The sequence below is a fragment of the Aminivibrio sp. genome (genome assembly GCF_016756745.1).
In the GTDB taxonomy this organism is placed as follows: domain Bacteria; phylum Synergistota; class Synergistia; order Synergistales; family Aminobacteriaceae; genus Aminivibrio.
This window is the reverse complement of sequence record NZ_JAESIH010000051.1, coordinates 92,333-112,830: the sequence shown is the minus strand read 5'-3', so window position 1 is coordinate 112,830 and position 20,498 is coordinate 92,333. Positions and strand designations below refer to the sequence as shown.

Here is a 20,498-nt window from a genome sequence, read left to right as displayed (position 1 = left end):
GAAATCCGGGGGAAAGGACACGTTGTTCCTTTCCCCCGCACCGTTCCCCCTCTAGGGCCAGATCCCCCGCAACCTCATGGCATCCACAATTCTGCCGACCGCCTTGACATAGGCGGCCTGGCGGAAGCTGATCTTCCGGTCTTCCCGAATGGACCAGATTTCCCTGAAGGAGCGGACCATCCTCTCATCCAGCTTTGAAAAAACGTATTCTTCGGACCACATGTCTCCCGAGCGTCCCTGGATCCATTCAAAACAGCTGACAATGACTCCTCCGGCGTTGGCGAGGACATCCGGGACTATCAGCACACCCTTGTCGGCGAGAATGGCCTCGCCGGCAGGCGTTATGGGGCCGTTGGCCAGCTCGAGAATTACCTTCGCCTTGACCGCGTCGGCGTTTTTTTCGTCAACCGCGCCGCCGAGAGCAGCCAGAATAAGGATGTCCATTTTCTTTTCGAAAATCAGGTCAGGGAAAAACTCCTCTCCGCCGGGAAAACCTTTCAGAGAACGGGTTTCTTCCTTGAATTTACCTACTTCCGAGTATTTGAGTCCCGCAGGATTGTAAACCGCCGTACCTGAGTCAGAGACAGCCACTACGGTGAGGCCGAGATCTTCCTCGACGAAACGGTGGGCCCGGGAACCCACGTTACCGTATCCCTGTATTCCCACGGTGAGAGGTTTTCCCAGGAGTCCCAGAGACCTGAGAGCTTCCCTGAGGATGAAGATCCCTCCCTTGCCCGTGGAGTCGGTTCGGCCGAGGGATCCCCCAATGACGACAGGTTTCCCTGTGAAGGCTGAAGGCTCGCTCCGTCCCTTCACCTTTTCGAAAGTATCGAGAAACCAGGCCATTACCTGGGGATTTGTGTACACATCAGGGGCAGGAATATCATAGTCAGTCCCGACAAACCTGGAGATGCCGAAAGCATAGGCCCTGCTCAGATTCTCAAGCTCGTTCCGCGACAGTTCACGGACATCCACCGATATGCCGCCCTTGCCTCCGCCGTAGGGAAGGCCGGCGATGGCGCACTTTATGCTCATCCACGAGGAAAGAGCGACGACCTCGTCCCGGTTTACCTCCGCGTGGTAACGAACACCGCCCTTGTAGGGACCGAGAGCGTTGTTGTGGTGGCTCCGCCATGCGCTGAAAATCTTCACCCCCCCTCCGTCGAGCCGCACCGGAAGAGACAGCTCGAGCACTTCTTTCGGATACCTGAGCATTTCAAGATATTCGGGCTCCACCGTCAGAAAGGGTACCGCCTGTTCAAGCTGCTGAAGAAACATGTCTCTCGGGTTCATCCGTTCCTTCACCTCCTCGGAGATCTACTTCCCCATGAAAAACAGAGGCCGCCGCATTGTGCCGTTCTTTTGAAATTTTAACACACTCGGCGCTTATTTTGCCTACTTATTTCTCTTTTCTGTCTAATGAAGAGATCAAAAAAAGGCCGGATTTCTCCGGCCCCCGATCGTACTGCTTATTTTTATTTTTACAGGAACACGCCTCTCATCCGCACCGCATCGGCCACTCTCTGGATAGCTGCCATGAAGGCTGCGCGGCGCATCTTGACGTTCTTTTCCTTCGCATAGGTCCAAACCCTCTGGAAGTTATCCTTCATGATGCGGATCAGCCGATCGTTGTACTCTTCCTCCGACCAGAAGAAGCCGCCGAGGTCCTGTGCCCACTCGAAGTAGGAGCCGATGACTCCGCCGGAATTGGCGAGGAAGTCGGGAACGACGAGAATTCCCTTCTCGTCGAGAATTGCGTCGCCTTCAGGAGTGATGGGGCCGTTGGCGGCTTCGACAATGTACTTCGCCTTGACCTTGTCGGCATTCTTCCCGTTGATGACACCCTCAAGGGCGGCGGGGATGAGGATGTCGCAGTCGAGGAACAGAACTTCGGGAAGATCGATCTTCTGGCAGCCGTCGCAGGTAAAACCTTCAAGAAGATGTTTCGGGTGATTGCTCACATGGTCGAAGGCTTTCTTGATGTCGAGACCGTTTGGTGCATAATAGGTTCCGGTGATATCGCTGATTCCGATGACCTTCGACCCGGCATCGATCATGGTAAGGGCTGCATAGGTTCCCACGTTGCCGAATCCCTGGATGGCGACGGTGGCTCCTTCAGGAGACTTCCCAAGGTTCTTGAGAAGTTCGATTGCGCAGGTTGCAACGCCGTAGCCGGTCGCAGCCGTGCGGCCCTTGGATCCCCACAGGGGAATGGGCTTGCCGGTGAAGATGGCGGGCTCGAGCTTGTTCTTCATCTTGCTGATGGTGTCCATGAACCAGACCATTTCCGGTCCGCCGGTGTTCACGTCAGGGGCGGGAACGTCGGTCCAGGCTCCGATGACGGGAGCCATCCGGGCTGCCCAAGTCCTGGCGATCCGCTCTTTTTCCTTCTTGGAAAGCTCAAGGGGTTCGCAGGAAACGCCGCCCTTGCCTCCGCCGTAGGGAATTCCGGCGAGGGAGCATTTCCAGGTCATCATCATACCAAGGGCTTCGCATTCGTCGAGATTCACTTCGGGGTGGAAACGGACTCCGCCCTTGCCCGGTCCGATGGCGGAAGAATGGAGAACCCTGTACCCGTCGAAAACCCTTATCGTTCCGTCATCCATTTCCACGGGGATAGAAACGCATGTCCGGCGCTCGGAGTGGCTGAGGATGTCGATGAGCCCCTCTTCGAGACCCATCTCCTCAGCTGCTGCATAGAAATTCTTGAGTGCTGTGTCAAGGAGAACGTTTGAGGAAGTACGCTTTACTACGGCCATTAAACACACCTCCTGAATTTTTACGGCATCCGCCGTTTAAGACCGTCCATATCATAGCATTTTTTTTCCTTAAAGCAGCAAGAAAAGAGAAGAAAAAGGTCAAAATAGTTCCAAATACCTAAAACAAAATCTTACAATTCATTCACCGCAATCGGAGCAATCAGCACAAAAGGCACCGCCGCCCGATTCGACGCTCGTCACCATAAGATAAGCCGACCACAGAAACCCCCGCCGGACTATTTCCACCATGTCCTTCCTGAATTTCATGGAGGCTGGAACCTGAAGGGTCACACCATCCTGCTCGATCTTCCGGTATTCGCCCTCCGACGGAGGGGGCCCGTCTTCAACCCTGAAGACTCTCCTTGCTCCTCACCCGAGCCCGAGTGTCCGCTGGATGACGAACCCTTCGCCCATTTTCCGGAGTTTTTCCATAACGCTTCGTTCCGCGACGATTTTCAGTTCCATGTTCATCCTCCTCCTCTCCGGACCTTCAGTCCGGCACTCTTTTTCTTCATGGAAGGCGCCACCCCCGGGAGGCGCAAAGAGACTCCATGTCCCCGGCAGGAGGAGCGGTAATTCTCATGCCGGACAAATCCTCCATTTCGCCTCCGAGATCACCGAAAAGAATCCTGTAGCTGTGAAGCAGAGGACGCCGGATTCCGCGTTTTCTCCATTTTCCGTTGATTTCCTCGCTTCCGTACCTGATGTCGCCGAGAACGGGGTATCCGATGGACGCCATGTGGACCCTCGCCTGATGGGATCGCCCGGTCACAAGATCGATCTCGACAAGAGACGCGTCGTTTCCCCCGGCGAGAAGGCGGTACCTGGTCAAGGCATCCTTGCCGGCGGGATCGACCCGGACGGTGTTCGAAGAAGGATCTTTCAGGAGAGGCGCCCGTATCTCCCCTTCCTTCGGCGGAAAGCTCGCCACCACGGCGAGGTAGGTCTTCCGTATTTTTCTCTCCCGGAAGGCATCCTGGAGAATCCGGAGGCTGACCCCGGAAAGGGCCACCAGCAGAACGCCCGTGGTGTTCCTGTCAAGGCGGTGCACGGCATAGGCCCTTTCCTCGAGCCCTTCGAGATGAAGCATGTACTTCACCCGGTCGAGGACGTTGTCCTGGTCCTTCCTGTCCGGCTGGACGAGAAGGTTTTCTGGCTTGTTCACCGCCCATATGCGGCTGTCCCTGAAGAGAACCGGCACCGTCCTCCGGTAGCGGTACTCCCCCGCCGCCTCCCTGGGACTCTCCCACGGGACGTAAATCTCCTGGCCGGCAGATACCCGGACATCGCAGGAGGCCTTTTTCCCATCGAGCCGCACGGAGCCTGTACGGATCCCCTTCATGACCACGCTCAGCGGAAGCCCCGGCCAGATGGACCGGATCACCTTGTCGAGCCTGCGTCCGCCGTCGGATGAAGAAACAGTCAGTTTATGCGCCATTGTTCCCCTGCTCCCATTTCCAGAACCGCCTCTGGGCGGATACGTTGTAATCGGAAATTTCCTTCCCTTCCTCCATCTTTTCGACGGAATTCTTCCAGCAGAAGAGCCTGAAGTCGAGCTCGTCTGCGGCGCTCACCACCATAGCCTCGGGAGTGGCGGGCAGAACGGGGGATCCGAATTCCCGGCAGCCGTGGTGGCTTACCAGAATGTGGCCGATGGCGAGAAAAATCCGTTCCTCCAGGCCGAAATCCCCGGCAAGGTCGGCGAAGGTGCTGTATCCAAGGACGATATGGTCAATGACCGTGCCGACCACCGTCATCTCGGGAGCAGGAACGAGTCTGTAGGAATCCATTTTTCCAAGGTCGTGCAGCAGTGCCCCCGCAACGGCAACGGGAACATTGATTTCATACCCCGCTTCGGAGTAGGTTCCTGCCAGGGCCCTGGCCGTTCTCGCCACCGCAAGGGTATGCTCCAGCAGCCCCCCGACGTAGGCGTGGTGATGGGCCACTGCTGCGGGGCAGTCCTTGAACCGGTCCCAGAGTTTTCTCTCGAAAAAAACGTAGCGGAGAAATGCCTCTACCTGTCCGCCGCAGCTCTCCAGAAGATCGAAAAACTCCTTCTCCAGGATGTCCCTGTCAATTGGCGAACGCTGAACAAACTGGTGCGGAGGAAATTTCTCCTGGTTCATGAAATAGACCCCGGTGAAATTGTACTGGGGCTGCCCTTTGAATTCGCTTACTTGTCCCGCCAGTCCCAGGGTTTTGCCCACAAGCTCCCCGAAAAGGGACGAATCGGCAGGATCGCGGACTTCAATCTGCTCGTCCCCGCTTTTGTCCCACCACCTGGAATTTCCCCAAATTTTACCTTCGATGATTCCCTCGTCGTCCATAAGGGCAATGTCCCAGTAATTCTTTCCGTTCTTGTCCTTTCTCACGGAAGCTCTCGAAACAACACCGAGGACCTTGAACCGGTCGTCCTTGGCCATACGCCGGATGTCTCCGGTCTTGCTCAACCGCTGCTCTTCCGCGCCATCACCCCGTATTGACATGAAAGCAACCTTAGGCGCCGTATTTTTCAAGACGTCCGGCATGGGCGAGCATCAGTCCGAGCAACTTCCTGGCCTCCATTCTTCCGCCCGAGCCGAGGCGGCATTCCCTTTCGCTGAAAGCCTTTGAATCCCCTGAACGGACGTAGGGGCTGGAGAGAAGGAAGGGTACGGGATGCCAGGAGTGGGCGCTCATAACGCTGGGAGTGCTGTGGTCCCCCGTCACCACGATTACTTCGGGGGAAAGGGCAAGGAGTTTCGGCAGAAGGCCGTCCACCGTTTCCACCACTTTCCGCTTGCCGTCGAAGTCTCCGTCCTCTCCCCTGCTGTCCGTGTATTTCACGTGGACGTAGAAGTAGTCATAGTCGTTCCAGAGACGGCCAACGGCATCGAAGAGCCGGTCCAGAGTTTCGCCGGCGTCGACGACATCCATCCCGACGAGTTTTGCCAGTCCCCTGTACATGGGGTAAGTTGCGACGGCAACGGGCTTCATACGGTAGAGGTCCCCCATCAGCGGCAGATCGGGAGCTGAGGAGAATCCACGCAGCAGGCAGCCGTTCGCCGGGGCATTACCCCGGAGAACCTCCGAGACCTTTCTGATGAAGGCATTGGCCACGGCAGCCATCCGTTCCCCGTCAGGACCAAGAGAAGCCGCCCAGCGCATGGGGGCCCCTTCCTGCTGGGGGTCGGCATCGGCAACCTGCTGAGTCAGGCCGGGGCCGGAGAAGACGACGACAAACCGGTGCTCCCTTCCTGGGTATAACGTGACCTTTACACCATCGATCTCTCTGATGGAGGCCGCCAGCTTCTCCACCACGAGAGCGCTTTTTTCCGTGGCTATCCGACCGGCTCTCCTGTCAAGGATGACGTCGTCTTCTGAGCGGGTGCAGAAATTACCCCGGGCGCAGATGTCTCCCGGGGCCACCAGAGCACCGACGCCCATGGCCTCGAGAATGCCCCTGCCGATGGAATACTCGAGAGGATCGTAGCCGAACAGGGAAAGATGACCCGGACCGCTTCCCGGGGTTATTCCCGTGTCCACTATGTCGATAAGACCGAGCTCGCTCTTTGCCGCCAGAGCATCGAGGTTCGGTGTGCGGGCGGCTTCCAGCTCGGTTTTTCCGTCCGGACCGGGAAGTCCTCCGATGCCGTCCATAACGAGAAGGATCATTTTTCCCCCGTTGTCGCGGGCAAGTCTCCGCAGAAGTTCCATTCTTTTCATGAGTCAGATTCCACCTCCGGGTAATTTCCAGGAACAAATTTGTAGTGAGTACACGTTTTTTTCTGCAAAAACCACTGGATTTTATGATATCATTTTCTCAAAAGATCCATCCAGTTTAAATCAAGGGGGTAATACAGGTGAAGTTTTCCGAACGAGTTCGCGCGCTTCAGTCGTCGCCTGTCCGCCGCCTTCTTCCCTATGCGGAGGAAGCCCGGGCGAAGGGCAAAAAGATCTATCCCCTCAATATCGGCCAGCCTGACATCGTGACCCCTCCGTCCTTCCTCGAGGCCATCAGGGGCTTTTCCCAGGACGTGATAGCCTATGCCACATCCCAGGGAAACAATGATCTCCGTGACGCCATGAGCGGCTACTATAAGAACTTCAACATTCCCTTCGAACGGGAGGACATCATCGTCACAAACGGCGGAAGCGAAGCCCTCTTGTTCGCCTTCATGACCATGTGCGATCCCGGTGACGAAGTTCTCATACCCGAGCCTTTCTATGCCAATTATAACGCTTTTGCCGGTTCCGTGAACGTGAAAGTACGCCCCATTACCACGAAGGCAGAAGAAGGGTTTCATCTTCCCCAGAGAGAGGAAATCGAAGCTCTCGTCACTCCGAAGACCCGGGCCGTTCTCGTCGCCAACCCCGGCAACCCCACCGGAACCATCTACACGAGAGGGGAAATGGACATGCTCGCCGCCCTGGCCCTGAAGCATGACCTTTTCATCGTCGCCGACGAAGTGTACAGGGAGTTTGTCTACGACGGGCTGCAGTACACGAGCTTCGGGCATCTTCCCGAGATCGCCGACCGGGTTATCATCGTGGATTCAGTGTCAAAGCGCTACAGCGCCTGCGGTGCCCGCATCGGCTGCATCGCCTGCAGAAACAGGGATTTCATGGCCCAGGTTCTGAAACTCGCCCAGGGAAGACTGTGCGTCCCCACCCTCGAGCAGGTCGGCGCTACCGCCCTGTACAGCACACCCAAGTCCTACCTCGAGGAAGTGAACAGGGAGTACCAGTCCAGGCGGAACACTCTGTACAAGGCCCTGAAGGAAATGCCGGGAGTGGTGTGCGCCGAACCCAAGGGAGCCTTTTACGTGATGGTGAAGCTGCCCGTGGACGATGCGGAGAAGTTCATCATCTGGATGCTGCAGAACTTCGACGTGAACGGGGAAACTCTTATGGCGGCCGCTGGGGAAGGCTTCTATGCCACCCCCGGACTCGGAAAGCAGGAATTCCGGCTGGCCTATGTCCTGAAAAACGAAGATCTCGTCAAGGCGATGAACATCCTCAAGGTCGGCCTGGAGGCATACCCCGGCCGCATAAAGGCCGCAGTGGCCCGCTGAGGCGAACCTGCAACGGTTTGGAGACAGGTCCCTCCCCGTTTGTCGGGGAGGGTTTTTTTATGGTAGCATTCCGGAGGGAAAAAGTTCCGTCGCTCTATTTGACGATCTACAGGAAAGAGAGGATGAAACATGCTCAAAGTCAGGGAAGCCATGCCGAAGGACGTAGGCCGCTGCATCGCCCGGATGGCACCGGAGGATATTCGGGATCTGGGACTGTCTGAAGGCCAGATCATCGAAATAGAGGGGAAAAAGATCACCGCAGCGCGGCTTCTTTCGTGCGATTCCGAGATGTCCGAGGGAGGAGGCCGGGGGTTCCTCCAGATTGACGGCATCACCAGGGATAACGCCCAGGTTGGAATCGACGACAAAGTCCTCGTCCGGAAGGCCGATCACCATTTTGCCGGCAGCATCACACTGAAGCCCCTTACGTCCACCGCCCTTCTCGAAAAAGAGCGGGACGCGGTGTATATACGGTCCCTGCTTGAGGGAATGGCCGTCAGAAAGGACGACCGGGTGCGGACCAACCTCTTCGGAACGAGAATATGCGACTTCAGGGTCACGGACACGACTCCCGACGGGACGGTCATCATCAGCAAGTCCACCTATGTGAACGTGGAAAAGCAGCCCGAAATAGAGAAGAAGGCCAGGGTTTCCTACGAGGACATAGGCGGCCTCGGCCCCCAGATCCAACGGATCAGGGAGATGATCGAGCTTCCCCTCCGTTTCCCCCAGGTCTTCGATCGGCTGGGGGTCCAGCCTCCCAAAGGGGTTCTCCTCTACGGCCCCCCGGGAACGGGAAAGACGGTGATCGCCAGGGCTGTGGCCGCCGAGACCGATGTTTACTTCACCCATATCTCGGGACCGGAGGTCATCGGAAAATTCTACGGAGAGAGCGAAGAAAGGCTGCGGAACGTCTTCGAGGATGCCCAGGCCCATGCCCCCTCCATCATCTTCATCGACGAAATAGACGCCATAGCCCCGAAACGGGAGGATATGGGCGGGGAGAAGCAGGTCGAACGCCGGGTCGTCGCTCAGCTCCTGGCCCTTATGGACGGCCTGGAGTCCAGGGGACAGATTGTGGTCATCGGGGCAACGAATATACCAAACACTCTCGATCCGGCGCTCCGCAGACCAGGACGGTTCGACCGGGAAATCTCCATTCCCATCCCCGACAAGAAGGGCAGGCATGAAATCCTGACCATCCACACGCGGGGAATGCCTCTGGCTGCCGACGTGGACCTCAGGAAGGTGGCTGAAATGACCCACGGCTACGTGGGGGCGGATCTGGAAGCCCTCGCAAAGGAGGCGGCAATGGCAAGCCTCCGGGAGCTGCTTCCGGAGATCGACATGGAAATGGAGGACATCCCCTACGACCGCCTTCTTGCCATGGATGTGCGCATGGACCATTTTCTCGAGGCCTTCAAGGAAGTGGAACCCTCGGCCATACGGGAAGTCTTCGTGGAGATTCCCGATGTCACCTGGAGGGATATCGGCGGGCTGGAGGAGATCAAGGAAGAGCTTCGTGACGCGGTCCAGTGGCCTCTGCAGCACGGTGATATTTTCGAGAAGTTCGACATCACACCGCCCAAGGGAATCATGCTCCACGGCGTTTCCGGAACCGGGAAAACCCTTCTGGCGAAGGCCCTGGCCCGGGAAAGCGGAGTGAATTTCATCTCCGTGAAGGGGCCCTCGCTCATGTCAAAATACGTGGGAGAAAGCGAGCGGGCCATAAGGGACGTTTTCAGGACCGCAAAACAGGCTTCCCCGTCCATACTGTATTTTGACGAGATCGAGTCGCTGGTGCCTGTGCGGGGCAAGGGAAGCGGCAGCGGGGCGAGCTTCACGGAACGGGTGATCAGCCAGTTTCTCGCTGAAATGAGCGGCATTGAGGAACTCAAGGGAGTGGTAATTCTGGCCACGACAAACCGTCTTGACCTTGTCGACCCCTCTCTGCTTTCGGGCGGCCGGTTCGACCTGATTCTTGAGCTTCCCCGCCCTGATGCCGAGGCCAGGGAGAGAATTTTCGAAATCCACCTGCGAAAAAAACCTCTTTCTTCCGATGTCCGCATCGCAACACTAGCCCGGCTTACCGACGGCAGAACGGGAGGCGATATCGCCTTCGTATGCAGAAAAGCCGCCATGCTCGCCGTGAGAGACCACCTGAAAACCGGAGGAGACGGAGAACTCCTCATGGAATGGCATCATTTCGAGTCCGCTCTGAAGGAACTCAAAGAGCTGCCTTCCATCTGCAGGCAGAACGAGGGAACCAAGTGAAAAAAGAGGGGGCCGTTCTTTCCAGGCAAGGCGTTCTCTTGGCGTGTTGATATTAATCGTTTTTAATGATGTAACTCTCCTTCAGAACTGCCCTGGGGAGAATTGTTGTGCAAAGAAAATATATTCTTAGAAAAAGAAGCCCCTGATAAAAACTGCAATCAGTGGCTTCTTTTTATTTTTACCAACACGTTAAGTAAACGCCTTGCTTTCCAGGCGGCCCCCTGGTTTATTTCCCTCCGTCGTCCAGCGGAAGAGGAGCTTCATCATCCCTGTCCTCCGGGTCGGGACCGTCGGCGGAGGTTTCCTGGGCGTCGTCCGGGACGTCCCCGGGTGCTCCAGGAGCCACACCTTCCGTCCTGGGGGTACCGTACAGCGCCCTGTAAATGTAAAGATTGGCCATCACTTTCCTGACATAGTCGTTGGTTTCCTCAAAACGGACCGATTCTATCCATTCGTCCAGAGGGACATCCTTCCTTCCGGCCAGCCACCGCCGGGCCGAGCCGCTTCCTCCGTTGTATGCGGCTACAGCCTGCTCCACGTTCCCGAAGGATTTCAGAAGACGGGCGATATGGGCCGTTCCGAGGATGATGTTCTGACCAGCGTTGTAAAGGTTATAGTTCTTCATTTCAAGGGCATTCGCCTCACTCCGGGCCGTGGCGGGCATGAGCTGCATAAGACCGGCGGCGCCCACCCAGCTTGTGGCATTGGGGTTGAAGGCGCTTTCCTGCCGCATTATGGCCCATATGATGTTTTCCTCCACCTTGAACCGTTCCGCAGCCTTTCTCACCTCGTCCAAAAAGGGCCGGGGATAGAGATATTCCATTCCCTTCCTGAAGAAAGAAGGCCCCCGGGTGATTTCGCCGGCAATCCGGCTAACTGCGGAATAGGCACCGAGGTGATCGCCGCTCCACTCTGAGAGCCGGGCTGCGCGGAAGAGGGATTTGGGGTCGCCCATCGAGAGCAGATGCCGCCGCGCATAGGTAATGAACCCCCACTGCTCGAGGTCCGAAGGGTTGTCCTGGGCCAGTGACCGGGGAACGTCAGGGACTATGGACAGTTTGTCCCTGCCGCTGAGAAAAGCGTAGATGGATAGAGGATGATTCTTCCGTATCTTTTCAAGGAAAGCGGCCTCCTTTTCCGGTATGTTCAGCCGCCCGTAGCCCCGGGCGATCCAGTAAAGAACCCTTGGGCGCCAGTTTCCGTCCATCCCGGAAACGATGCACTTTTCCCATTCCTGCACGGCTCCCTTGATGTCGCCCCTGTTCCACCTGTCCCATCCCCGGTTGTAGAGAATCCGGGTGGTGAAGGCCGACTCCGGTATGAGGGCGATGACTTTTTCCTCCAGTTCGCGCTTTTCTTTTCCCGAAGCGTGGGTCGAGAGGGAGTACAGGGCCCTCGCCCGTATGGCCCCCTCCCTGGAGGCGGCGACTTCCCTGAGCACCCTGAGGGCCCGTTCTTTCTGGGCTCTTCCTGCAAGGATGGATATTCTCCGTATGGCGGACTCGGCATAGCTCGTGCCGTTCCGGGCGAGGTAGCTCCACAGTTCGAGAGCCTCGCCGTATTTCTGCAGGCTGTAGAGGGAAAAGGCCCTGTAGTATCTCGCTTTTCTTCCATTGCGGGACTCGAGTGGAACCGCCTTGAGAAGGGGCACCGCTTTCCTGTGCTGTCCCCGAAGGTAGGCGGCATACCCAACGGCGAAATTCACGTCAGCCTTCCATGGCTTCGGCTGGGCTTCCAGGATTTTGAGGGCGGCGTTGTTTCTCGGATGGATACCGAGAAGGTTCAGGGCATAGGCAGTCTTGTCTCCGGGAAGTCCCAGGAGAAGCGTAAGGGCTGTCGACTGCTGGGCGGTGTTTTCAGCGAGGCTGTACATGCGCTGAAGATACTTTCTTCTTCCCGCGGCGTCCTCTTCATCGGTGAGGCGGTAGAGGGCATAGGCGACGTAATAGGCTATGTCCGCCGGCGCCTCGGAGAGGAACCTGGAGGCAGTCTGCCTCGCCTCGTCCTTTCTGCCGGTCCTCTCCATCCCAAGAATGGTCATGAGGGTGCCGTAGGGCTTTACTGACGCAGGCCAGTAAGAGGCTGTCCGTTGAAGAAGTTCAAGCGACTCGGCCCATTTTCCGCGAAACCAGAGAGAGTTTGCCGCAAGAGAACGTTCTCTCGGTGAGAGCGTGTCGCCTTTTTGAGCCAGCAGGGCATCCACCCCGCGCCAGTCCCGGGCGGTAAAGAGTTCGTCCATGCCGGAGGCGGCTCCTCCTGCCGGGAAAGCAAAAAGGAAAAAAATGATGGATAAAACACAGAAAACAACAGGCGCTTTCGGCAATCTGGGCACAGGCATCCCTCCTTTCACGGTATTCTCGGCATTATAGGGGAACGACGGAAAGAAATCTCCGGTAAAAAACCCTAATCAGAGGCAAACGGTGTTGCGTCCCTTTTTCTTCGCCCTGTAGAGCGCCTGGTCCGCCCCCATGAGCATCTCATCCGGCCCGCTGGAGGGAGGGCCCCATTCACATATACCGAGACTCGCGGTTACGGTAAAGGGAGTGCCGCTCCCTTGCAGCGGCGCGGGGAAAAAAGGTTTTTTTTCTATCACCGAACAGACCCTTTCGCAGATCTTGAGAGCATCGTCGCCCTTCAGGCCGGGAAAAACAAGAAGGAACTCTTCTCCCCCATACCGGCCAACGATATCATAGCTTCTCACTGCCGACCGGATACGCCGGGCCGCCTCGGCAAGGACCGAGTCGCCCGTCGCGTGACCGTAGCTGTCGTTGACCTCCTTGAAATGATCGAGGTCAAGAAGGGCGATGGCAAAAGACTCCCCTGATCTCTCCGAACGGGCAATTTCCCCTTCGAGGCCGTCTATGACGGCTTTCCTGTTGAGGAGGCCCGTGAGCGAATCATACATGGCTGCCTTCCGGAGCTGTTCCTGGAGGAGGAGAATTCGTTCTCCGACCTTTATCCGCATCTGCAGTTCCTGGGAATCGAAGGGCTTGGTCACATAATCGTCCGCCCCTGCGTCGAGGCCGGCGATGACGTTTTCCTTCTCTCCCTTGACGGTCAGCATGATGATGTACTGGTAGGGCTTCCCCTTTCGTGACCCCTCTTCCATTCGGAGCCTCCTGCAGATCTCCGGTCCGTTCAGGCCGGGAAGCATCCAGTCAAGGATCGCAAGGAGGGGGGGAGATTCTCCGTTTAATACCGAAAGGGCCTCCACGCCGTCGGAAAGGGACACAGCCTCGTACCCCCATTTTTCGAGCAGTGAGCGGAGCATGAACAAAGAGGTCGCTTCATCTTCGGCGATAAGTATTTTCATAGGTGTAATTCTTCCTTTCATTCTCCGGCGCTTTTCGAATATCCGTCTTCGCCGTGAAATATTTCTGCGAGAAACCTTCTCCGGGCCGCAAAAATGCCCGGCACCAGGGCGCGGGCATCCGAGATTTTGCCCGCTGCTGCCGCCTCTTCCACCGCAGCGGCCGCAGCCATGATTTCCCCGGATTCCACGTTTGCCGCGGCACCCCGCAGGTTATGGGCCTTCATCCTGGCTTCATCGAGATCACCGGACTCAAGAAGGGCGGCAAGTTCCCCGACAAGCTTCAGGGAGTCGCCCACGAACAGCTGTATGGTCTTTTCGCAGAGCTTTTCATCCCCGCCCATGCGGGCGAGGAGAATATCCCTTCTGAAGACGTTCTTTCCATTTCCGCCGTCACGGTTTGCAGTTCGTACGTTATTCGCCCCCAGGCTTTTCAGGAGAAGCCCGGCGAGATCCTCGGGGAGAACAGGTTTGGTTATGTAGTCCGTCATGCCAAACCTGAGGTACTTCTCCCTATCGGCAGGGAGTATGTTGGCCGTCATGGCGGCTACAGGTACCTGGTGGTCCAGAACGGGAGACGACGCATCCCTGATGGCGGCCACGGTTTCCAATCCATCCATCACCGGCATCTGGATATCCATGAACACAAAATCGTACCTTTTCAAAGAGAGTTTTTCAATGGCCGCGGCGCCGTCTTCCGCAGTTTCTATCTTCGGAACGCCTATTTTCTCGAGCAGCGAAACCGCCACCATCCTGCTTGTTTCGTTGTCCTCCACCACCAGCACAGAATATCCTGGAGGGAAACGGATAGCTGTCCCATCGTCGTCTTTCTCCCGGGACTTTCCGGGCAGAAGCTTCAGGGGAAGACAGAACCGGAGATGAGCTCCCCGCGCATTCCCAGGCTCGATGGATATTGAACCGCCCATGCCTTCAAGCAGACGCCTGGAGATCACGAGGCCGAGCCCCGTCCCGCCGTATTTTCTGGTGGTGGAGGGATCCCCCTGGACAAAGGGGCGGAAGAGCCTGGCCGCCTGCTCAGCGGAAATGCCGATTCCCGTGTCTCGAACGTCCACACGGAGAACGACCCACCCTTCATCCCCGGGAAGGATTTCGCCGAGGACGGAAACCTCGCCCTTCGATGTGAACTTCAGGGCATTCCCGATGACATTGCCGAAAACCTGGCGGATTCTGAGTGAATCTCCGGAGACAGTTTCTGGAACCTCTCCCGTGAGTTCCATCCTGAACCTGAGATTTTTCTGCCGCGCTCTCGGAAGAAAACTGCCCCGGATACTGTTCCAGAATTCAGTAAAATCGAAAGGAGCATCCTCGAAGGAGAGTCTCCCGGCTTCTATCCTGGAAAAGTCGAGGAGATCGTTGATAAGCCGCAGCAGGGAGGAGGATTCATCCCTCAGGATCCGTACCATATCGGCCTGCCGGGAGTCAAGGGAAGAGTCCTCGAGCAGGGTGGCCATGCCGAGAATACCGTTCAGGGGGGTTCGTATTTCATGACTGACGTTGGCGAGAAAGGTATCCCTGGCCCGCATGGCCTCGGCAAGGTTTCGCTCAGATTCCTCGAGCCGTTCGATTTTTTTGCTGAGCTCGCTGTTCAGGCCCCGGATCACCGTATAGAGTTCGGCGTTCTGGAGCAGTCCGGCTGCCGTGCTCAGAACCACGGTGAGGAACGCGAAGGACAGGTCGAGAATGTCGGCGTCGTCTTCTCCAAGGTATCCCATGAACATCCCTACAGTCCTGTTCTGGGTGGTCATGGAATGAAGGAGGATCTGTCCCCTGCCGTCGGTGGCTGTAACGATGACCGGCCTGTTCCTGTCCACAGCCCAGGCAAAGGTTCTGTCTTCAATGAGGGGGAGCATTTCCTGCTCGAGGAAGGGCTTTCCGGATGGAGGATCGCAGAACTCCAGGGACATGTCGAGACCGTCCTGGGAAAAGACGATGAAGGCCAGAGATTCGAAAGAAATGAAGGTACGCACCTTTCGGGCGCATTCCTCGAACAGGGTATGAAAGGAAAATTCTTCGTCCACCACCACGGAAAAGCCGAGGGAATCCACGGCTGATTCGAGGAGGCGCTTTGCGGCCTCCCGTTCCTTGGAGAGTATGGCCAGTTTTTCTTTCATCTTTTCCATGGAGTCTCCGCTCATCATTCCCGCCTCAGGCCACAAGGAAGATATGCATGATTTCCCGGATCTGCCGTTCTCCCTGGACAAGGACCGATTCAAGATCACCTTCGTCACGCCCGAGATACTCCCAAATCTCAGGGGCAACGGCGGAAAGATAGACCGATCCGCTGGTTCCCGTACGGAGTCCGTTGGCGATGTAATCCGCTGCATGAACAAAGGCCGCCTCTTCCGGCGCGTTTTCTTCAAGGGGCGAGTGGTGGAAATCGCAGAGCTTCCGGATGCTTTCAGGGATATTCCATTCCTCGAGAAGAACTTTGCCAACAGCGGCGTGGTCGAAGCCGAAGACCCTTTTTTCCGCCCGCCAGAGGGGAATCCGCTCAAAAAAAGAAAGCTCGAGGGCATAGGTCATCTCGGTCGGCGTCTTCGTATAAAGGATGATCCTTCCAAGGTCGTGGAGAAGACCGGCGAGGAAGAACCGTTCCTCGTTCCGCACCCTCTTCGAATATGCCAGCAGGCGGGAAAAAACACCGCATGCGATAGAGTGCTTCCAGAGGGCTTTCATGTCCACATACACGGGCGGCACATGGCGGAACACCGTCATGGTGGACACGGCAAGGGCGAGGGCTGTCAGCTCGTTCGACCCGATGATGGCGATGGCCCTCGGAATGGAGAGTATCGGGTTCGGGAAACCGTAAAAAGAGCTGTTCACAAGCCGGAGGAGACGTGCCGTAAGGCTGGGATCCTTGCCCACCACTTTTGCGATGGAAGTGGCGGAGCTGATCGGAGAGTTGATGACTTCCTGTATTTTAAAGTAGATGTCCGGGAACGAAACGAGCCTCACCTCGTTTTTTGCGAGACCGGAGGCGGAGAAGGTCCGGCCGAAGTGCCCCTCCGGCGGGCGCGGAAGCTGCTGTATTTGGGGAAGAGGGTCGGGCGTTTTGCCCGCAGCGATTCCCCCGGCAAATTTCCTGGTGCAGAAAGAACGAATTCCCGCCGGTGCCGGCGTTTCGCCATCCGAAGGGGGAAAATAGGAATCCACGTAGGCGGCGGCCGAACGGAGCGCCTCTTCCCGCAGATGCTCCTCCATCACTATTTCGCCGTCCTCGGCCCCTTCCACGGATGCCCCGGTGACACCCCATATCTTGAACATCCGGATTTGGTTTTCTTTCAGAACGGCCCCCCTGCCCAAGATAAATCTCCCGTTGGGAGCACACAGGTCTTCTTCGAGGATCATCCCCTCCCTGAGGTTATTCACACTCACCCTACCCATGACAGATCCGCTCCCGAAAAAGGGGAATTCCGCCTTTCCATTCAGTCCTCCGGCGGGGAGGAAAAAAGAGAAAGAATCTTGCTGCTTCCCTTGAGCCCCGATCCGGTGAGAACCGCCGCCACCGGGCCTTTCCTGCCGACCCCGCCCTCACGGGAAAGTCGTTCGGCCGCCGCCGCGACGATGGCGCTGGTGGGTTCAACGAAATAGCCTCTTCGGGCGAGTTCCACGCAGCCGTCCCAGATTTCCCTGTCGGAAAAGGAAAGGATGTCGCCGCCTGTTTTTTTCACCGCTTTGAGGACTTCTCTCCCCCGAACAGGTTCCGCGGAGCTTATGCCTTCCGCGATGGTTTCCCTCTTCTCCACTCTTTCCGGAGAAGACCTCCCTTTCCTGAACGCATCCTCCAGGGGTGCGCAGTTCCTGGGCTGAAGGGCGAATATTCTCGGCGGGGTATCTATTTCCCCGCTTGCATGGAGTTCGTCAAATGCCAGGGCACATCCGAGAACAAGGCTCCCCTGGCCCGCGGGAAGCAGAACTGCTTCCGGGGCGGTGAATCCGAGCTGCTCCCACAGTTCGAAAGCGAAGGTCTTGATCCCGTGGGCAAACCACGGACTCCAGTTGTGGCCGGCGTAAAATACGGTCTCAGCCGCCTTTTCCGCAGCTCTCGCGGTATCTTCCCTGGTTCCGGGAATCCGCTCCAGGAGTGCACCGTAGGAGGAGACCTGGACACACTTCCCTTCTGATGTGTAGTCTGGGACGAACACGCGGCATGCAATGCCTGCCCTGGCACAGTAGGCCGCCATGGAGGCTCCCGCGTTTCCGGATGAGTCCTCGATGACTTCCCGGACTCCCAGTTCCCGGAGTCTGCTCACCAGGTAGGCCATCCCCCGGTCCTTGTAGGAGCCGGTAGGACAGACAAAGTCAAGTTTGAGGAAGAGATTCAGGCCGTTCCATTCTTCCCGGACAAGGGGGGTCCATCCCTCACCGAAGGACACCTTCTCCTCCGGTCTTTCCAGGGGAAGAGAAGATCCGTAGCGCCACATCCCCTGCTCACCGGAACGTATCCGGCTTCCGTTCATGGGGAATATGCCGCCGAAGTCCGCATCAAGAGGAGCTCCGCAGCTACAGCGCCACCTGAGACTGTCTTCCGGAACCGTCGCACCGCAGAGAGAGCATCGAAGCATCATTTTGCCGCCATTCGTCATAATAGGATATTATACGTAATTCTCCCCTTCCCTGCATGAAAAAAATAGGCGAGAATGAAAAAGAAACAAAGTTTGAAAGACAATCTCGGGAATTTTATCAAGGAAAAAGGAGGAGAAGGATGTGAAAAAAATAATATGGAAGCTCCTTCCCGCCGTTTCTCTTCTGGCCCTTCTTTTCACCGGAACGCTGGAAGCCGCCATTGACCAGGCCGCGGTAAACCGCGCCTGGAAGACCATTTCAGCAGCGGCAGGAATCGAGCATGAACCGGTCAACTTCGAGAACAAAAAGGAACCTAACGCATGGGTGGAGTTTTCGCCAGGCAATCATTCGGTCCATGTCACTACCGGGCTGATGGCCATACTCGACCACGAGGACGAAATAGCGGGCATTCTCGCCCACGAGGTTGGGCACATACAGCTTGGACATTACAACAGTTCCGTAGGGCGCAGCCTCCTCTGGGGACTTCTTTCCCGTGCCTTTGAAGGAAATGCTGCCCGTGAGATTGTCGGAGGCGTCGGCATGGCCCTGGCGGAATCGGGCTTCAGCAGGGAACAGGAAGTGGCCGCGGACGACTACGGCATCCAGACAGCCTTCGCCGCCGGTTACAGCCCGTGGGGACTCGTCCGGGCAATGGAAAAAATAAAGGCCGCAGGGTACAAGACCTCTCCGAACGGATTCAACTCCCACCCCCCTACGGACAGGCGGCTTCTTCACCTGAGAAATAACGCATCGGCGATAGAACCACGAAAATGACGAAATAAACGATCCAATAATTGTCGCTGTTTCAGAAACCGGAACCTGTGCAACACAACAGCCTTTCGCTTCCCTAAATCCGCACCCCAGCGGGGAGTGTCACAGGGACCGATTGGGCGGGGGGGCGAATTGTCGTTCGTGACAACTGCCCAAGCGAGTCCCGCGGCTCCCCGCGTTCGCCGGCTGCCTGCCTGTGAAACCGACATCCGTGTCGGTTTCTCTCGCCTCAGGCGCCCTTCCCCAGGGGCCTCTCCGCAAAGAGCGCGGAGCGAGATCTCTTCTCCCCTGGGGAGGGCGAATTCACCGTATGCCCGGCGACACTCCCTCTGCCTGAAAAATGAGCGGATTTAGGTTACGCCGCTTCCCTTCTTCGTGCTATAATATAGTTGTATTATCGGTTTTTTTGTTTCTATGGCGTAAAATCCGAATAATTAGTGAAGAAGCGGACAAATTAAGGGAGGCGAAGAAATGAGCGGGATTTGGCAGGACAACTTCAGTTCCGTGGCGAAGAACAACCGGCCGTCACCGATCCGGGAAATGCTGGCAGTGATCAAGCAGCCCGGCATGATCTCCTTCGCGGGAGGCATGCCTGCCCCCGAAGTTTTCCCGGTGGACCAGTTCTACGAGGGGGCCCACATCCTCAAGGATCAGGGTAAGGAACTTCTTCAGTACGGTACCACCGAAGGATATCCCCCACTCAAGGAATTCCTTGCAGCATGGACTGCCCCCCGGATGGGGCGGAAGGTCGCACCTGAAGAAATGCTGATTACCACCGGCTCCCAGCAGGCCCTTGACCTTTTCGCATGGTCCATGATCGACAAGGGGGATTACGTTATTACCGAAGACCCATCCTACCTTGCCGCTCTCACCGTGTTCTTCAACCACGGCGGCAGCTTCCTCGGTGTTCCCACTGACCGCAACGGGATGCAGGTGGACCTTCTCCCCGGCATCATCGAAAAAGCCCGCTCAGAAGGGAAGAAGATCAAGTTCATCTACACTATCGTGAATTTCCACAACCCCGGCGGATCGACCATGTCCGTGGAACGGCGAAAAAAACTTGTGGATATTTCCAAACAATACAATATCCCCATTTTCGAGGACGATCCATATGGGTATGTCAGGTACGAAGGCGACCATCTGCCGTCCATATTCTCGTTCCACGACCAGGGAGGCGTAATCTATGCCGGGTCCTTCTCGAAGATCCTGTCACCAGGAACCCGCGTAGGATGGGTAACGGGGGCGAAGGAAATCATCCGGAATCTCACAGTGTTCAAACAGGGGACCGATCTGTGCTCCAGCACCATCACCCAGGCCCTGGTAGCGGAGTACTGCATCAACGGCCACCTTGACCGCCATCTCCCAGTGATCATCGACAACTACAAGGTGAAACGGGACGCCATGGAAAAGAGCTTCGAGAAACACCTCGCGCCCCTGGGAGTCACCTGGGTCAAGCCGGAAGGGGGCTTTTTTTACTGGCTGAAATTCCCCACGGTAAACACTAATGATCTTTTCAAAAGGGCCATCGAGAAGAAAGTGGCCTTTGTTCCCGGTGACCCTTTCTGCCCTACCGCAGGCGCCGGCATCCACAATGCGCGGCTGTGCTACACCTTCCCGTCCCCGGAAATCATCGAGGAGGGCGTGAAGCGCCTCGCCGAGGCGGTCAACGAACTGGCCATTCCAGCCGTACACTGAGATTTCCCCCGGACGCAGAAAAAATCCCCCCCGAAAAAGGGGGGATTT

At 56.9% G+C, this 20,498-nt stretch carries 14 protein-coding genes; 4 read left to right on the top strand and 10 right to left on the bottom strand.

Annotation, left to right across the window (positions count from 1 at the left end; translation table 11 throughout):
- Positions 1-51 precede the first annotated feature (51 nt).
- From JMJ95_RS08315 to JMJ95_RS08295, 5 genes are all read right to left on the bottom strand, one after another.
- On the bottom strand, positions 52-1,293 hold the full coding sequence (locus tag JMJ95_RS08315) for a Glu/Leu/Phe/Val dehydrogenase (RefSeq protein ID WP_290684438.1): 1,242 nt from the start codon (positions 1,291-1,293) through the stop codon (positions 52-54).
- A 188-nt stretch (positions 1,294-1,481) separates the two neighbouring features.
- The gene (locus JMJ95_RS08310) at positions 1,482-2,759 is read right to left on the bottom strand and encodes a Glu/Leu/Phe/Val dehydrogenase (RefSeq protein ID WP_290684436.1); all 1,278 of its coding nucleotides are present in this window, start codon (positions 2,757-2,759) and stop codon (positions 1,482-1,484) included.
- Between the two features lie 511 nt (positions 2,760-3,270).
- The gene (locus JMJ95_RS08305) at positions 3,271-4,197 is read right to left on the bottom strand and encodes an RluA family pseudouridine synthase (RefSeq protein ID WP_290684434.1); all 927 of its coding nucleotides are present in this window, start codon (positions 4,195-4,197) and stop codon (positions 3,271-3,273) included.
- Entirely contained in the window at positions 4,187-5,209 is a 1,023-nt protein-coding gene (locus JMJ95_RS08300; protein ID WP_290684432.1) for an HD domain-containing protein, read from the bottom strand. The genes JMJ95_RS08305 and JMJ95_RS08300 overlap by 11 nt, the downstream gene beginning before the upstream one ends.
- Positions 5,210-5,255: 46 nt before the next feature.
- The gene (locus tag JMJ95_RS08295; RefSeq protein WP_290684430.1) at positions 5,256-6,464 is read right to left on the bottom strand and encodes a 2,3-bisphosphoglycerate-independent phosphoglycerate mutase; all 1,209 of its coding nucleotides are present in this window, start codon (positions 6,462-6,464) and stop codon (positions 5,256-5,258) included.
- 137 nt (positions 6,465-6,601) lie between these two features.
- Between JMJ95_RS08295 and JMJ95_RS08290 the strand changes: the two genes are divergently transcribed.
- The gene (locus JMJ95_RS08290; protein ID WP_290684428.1) at positions 6,602-7,813 is read left to right on the top strand and encodes a pyridoxal phosphate-dependent aminotransferase; all 1,212 of its coding nucleotides are present in this window, start codon (positions 6,602-6,604) and stop codon (positions 7,811-7,813) included.
- A gap of 129 nt (positions 7,814-7,942) precedes the next feature.
- Positions 7,943-10,087, top strand: coding sequence for a CDC48 family AAA ATPase (locus tag JMJ95_RS08285; protein WP_290684427.1), 2,145 nt, complete (start codon positions 7,943-7,945; stop codon positions 10,085-10,087).
- A 226-nt stretch (positions 10,088-10,313) separates the two neighbouring features.
- Here JMJ95_RS08285 and JMJ95_RS08280 read toward each other — a convergent pair whose 3' ends face one another.
- The 5 genes from JMJ95_RS08280 to JMJ95_RS08260 all read right to left on the bottom strand — a co-directional run bounded on the left by JMJ95_RS08280 (position 10,314) and on the right by JMJ95_RS08260 (position 17,878).
- Positions 10,314-12,326 carry a lytic transglycosylase domain-containing protein gene (locus JMJ95_RS08280; RefSeq protein WP_290684425.1) on the bottom strand — a complete coding sequence of 671 codons (2,013 nt, stop codon included), beginning with the start codon at positions 12,324-12,326 and terminating at the stop codon, positions 10,314-10,316.
- A 168-nt stretch (positions 12,327-12,494) separates the two neighbouring features.
- Complete coding sequence (locus JMJ95_RS08275; RefSeq protein ID WP_290684423.1) at positions 12,495-13,400, bottom strand: diguanylate cyclase; 906 nt, start codon at positions 13,398-13,400, stop codon at positions 12,495-12,497.
- 17 nt (positions 13,401-13,417) lie between these two features.
- Positions 13,418-15,556 (bottom strand): response regulator, encoded by a 2,139-nt coding sequence (locus tag JMJ95_RS08270; protein ID WP_290684422.1) that lies wholly within the window; start codon positions 15,554-15,556, stop codon positions 13,418-13,420.
- A gap of 7 nt (positions 15,557-15,563) precedes the next feature.
- Positions 15,564-16,802, bottom strand: a complete 1,239-nt coding sequence (locus JMJ95_RS08265) for an HDOD domain-containing protein (protein WP_290684420.1) — start codon at positions 16,800-16,802, stop codon at positions 15,564-15,566.
- 41 nt (positions 16,803-16,843) lie between these two features.
- The gene (locus JMJ95_RS08260) at positions 16,844-17,878 is read right to left on the bottom strand and encodes a threonine synthase (protein ID WP_290684418.1); all 1,035 of its coding nucleotides are present in this window, start codon (positions 17,876-17,878) and stop codon (positions 16,844-16,846) included.
- 247 nt (positions 17,879-18,125) lie between these two features.
- Between JMJ95_RS08260 and JMJ95_RS08255 the strand changes: the two genes are divergently transcribed.
- On the top strand, positions 18,126-18,758 hold the full coding sequence (locus JMJ95_RS08255) for a M48 family metallopeptidase (RefSeq protein ID WP_290684416.1): 633 nt from the start codon (positions 18,126-18,128) through the stop codon (positions 18,756-18,758).
- A 468-nt stretch (positions 18,759-19,226) separates the two neighbouring features.
- Positions 19,227-20,450 (top strand): PLP-dependent aminotransferase family protein, encoded by a 1,224-nt coding sequence (locus JMJ95_RS08250; RefSeq protein WP_290684414.1) that lies wholly within the window; start codon positions 19,227-19,229, stop codon positions 20,448-20,450.
- Positions 20,451-20,498 lie beyond the last annotated feature (48 nt).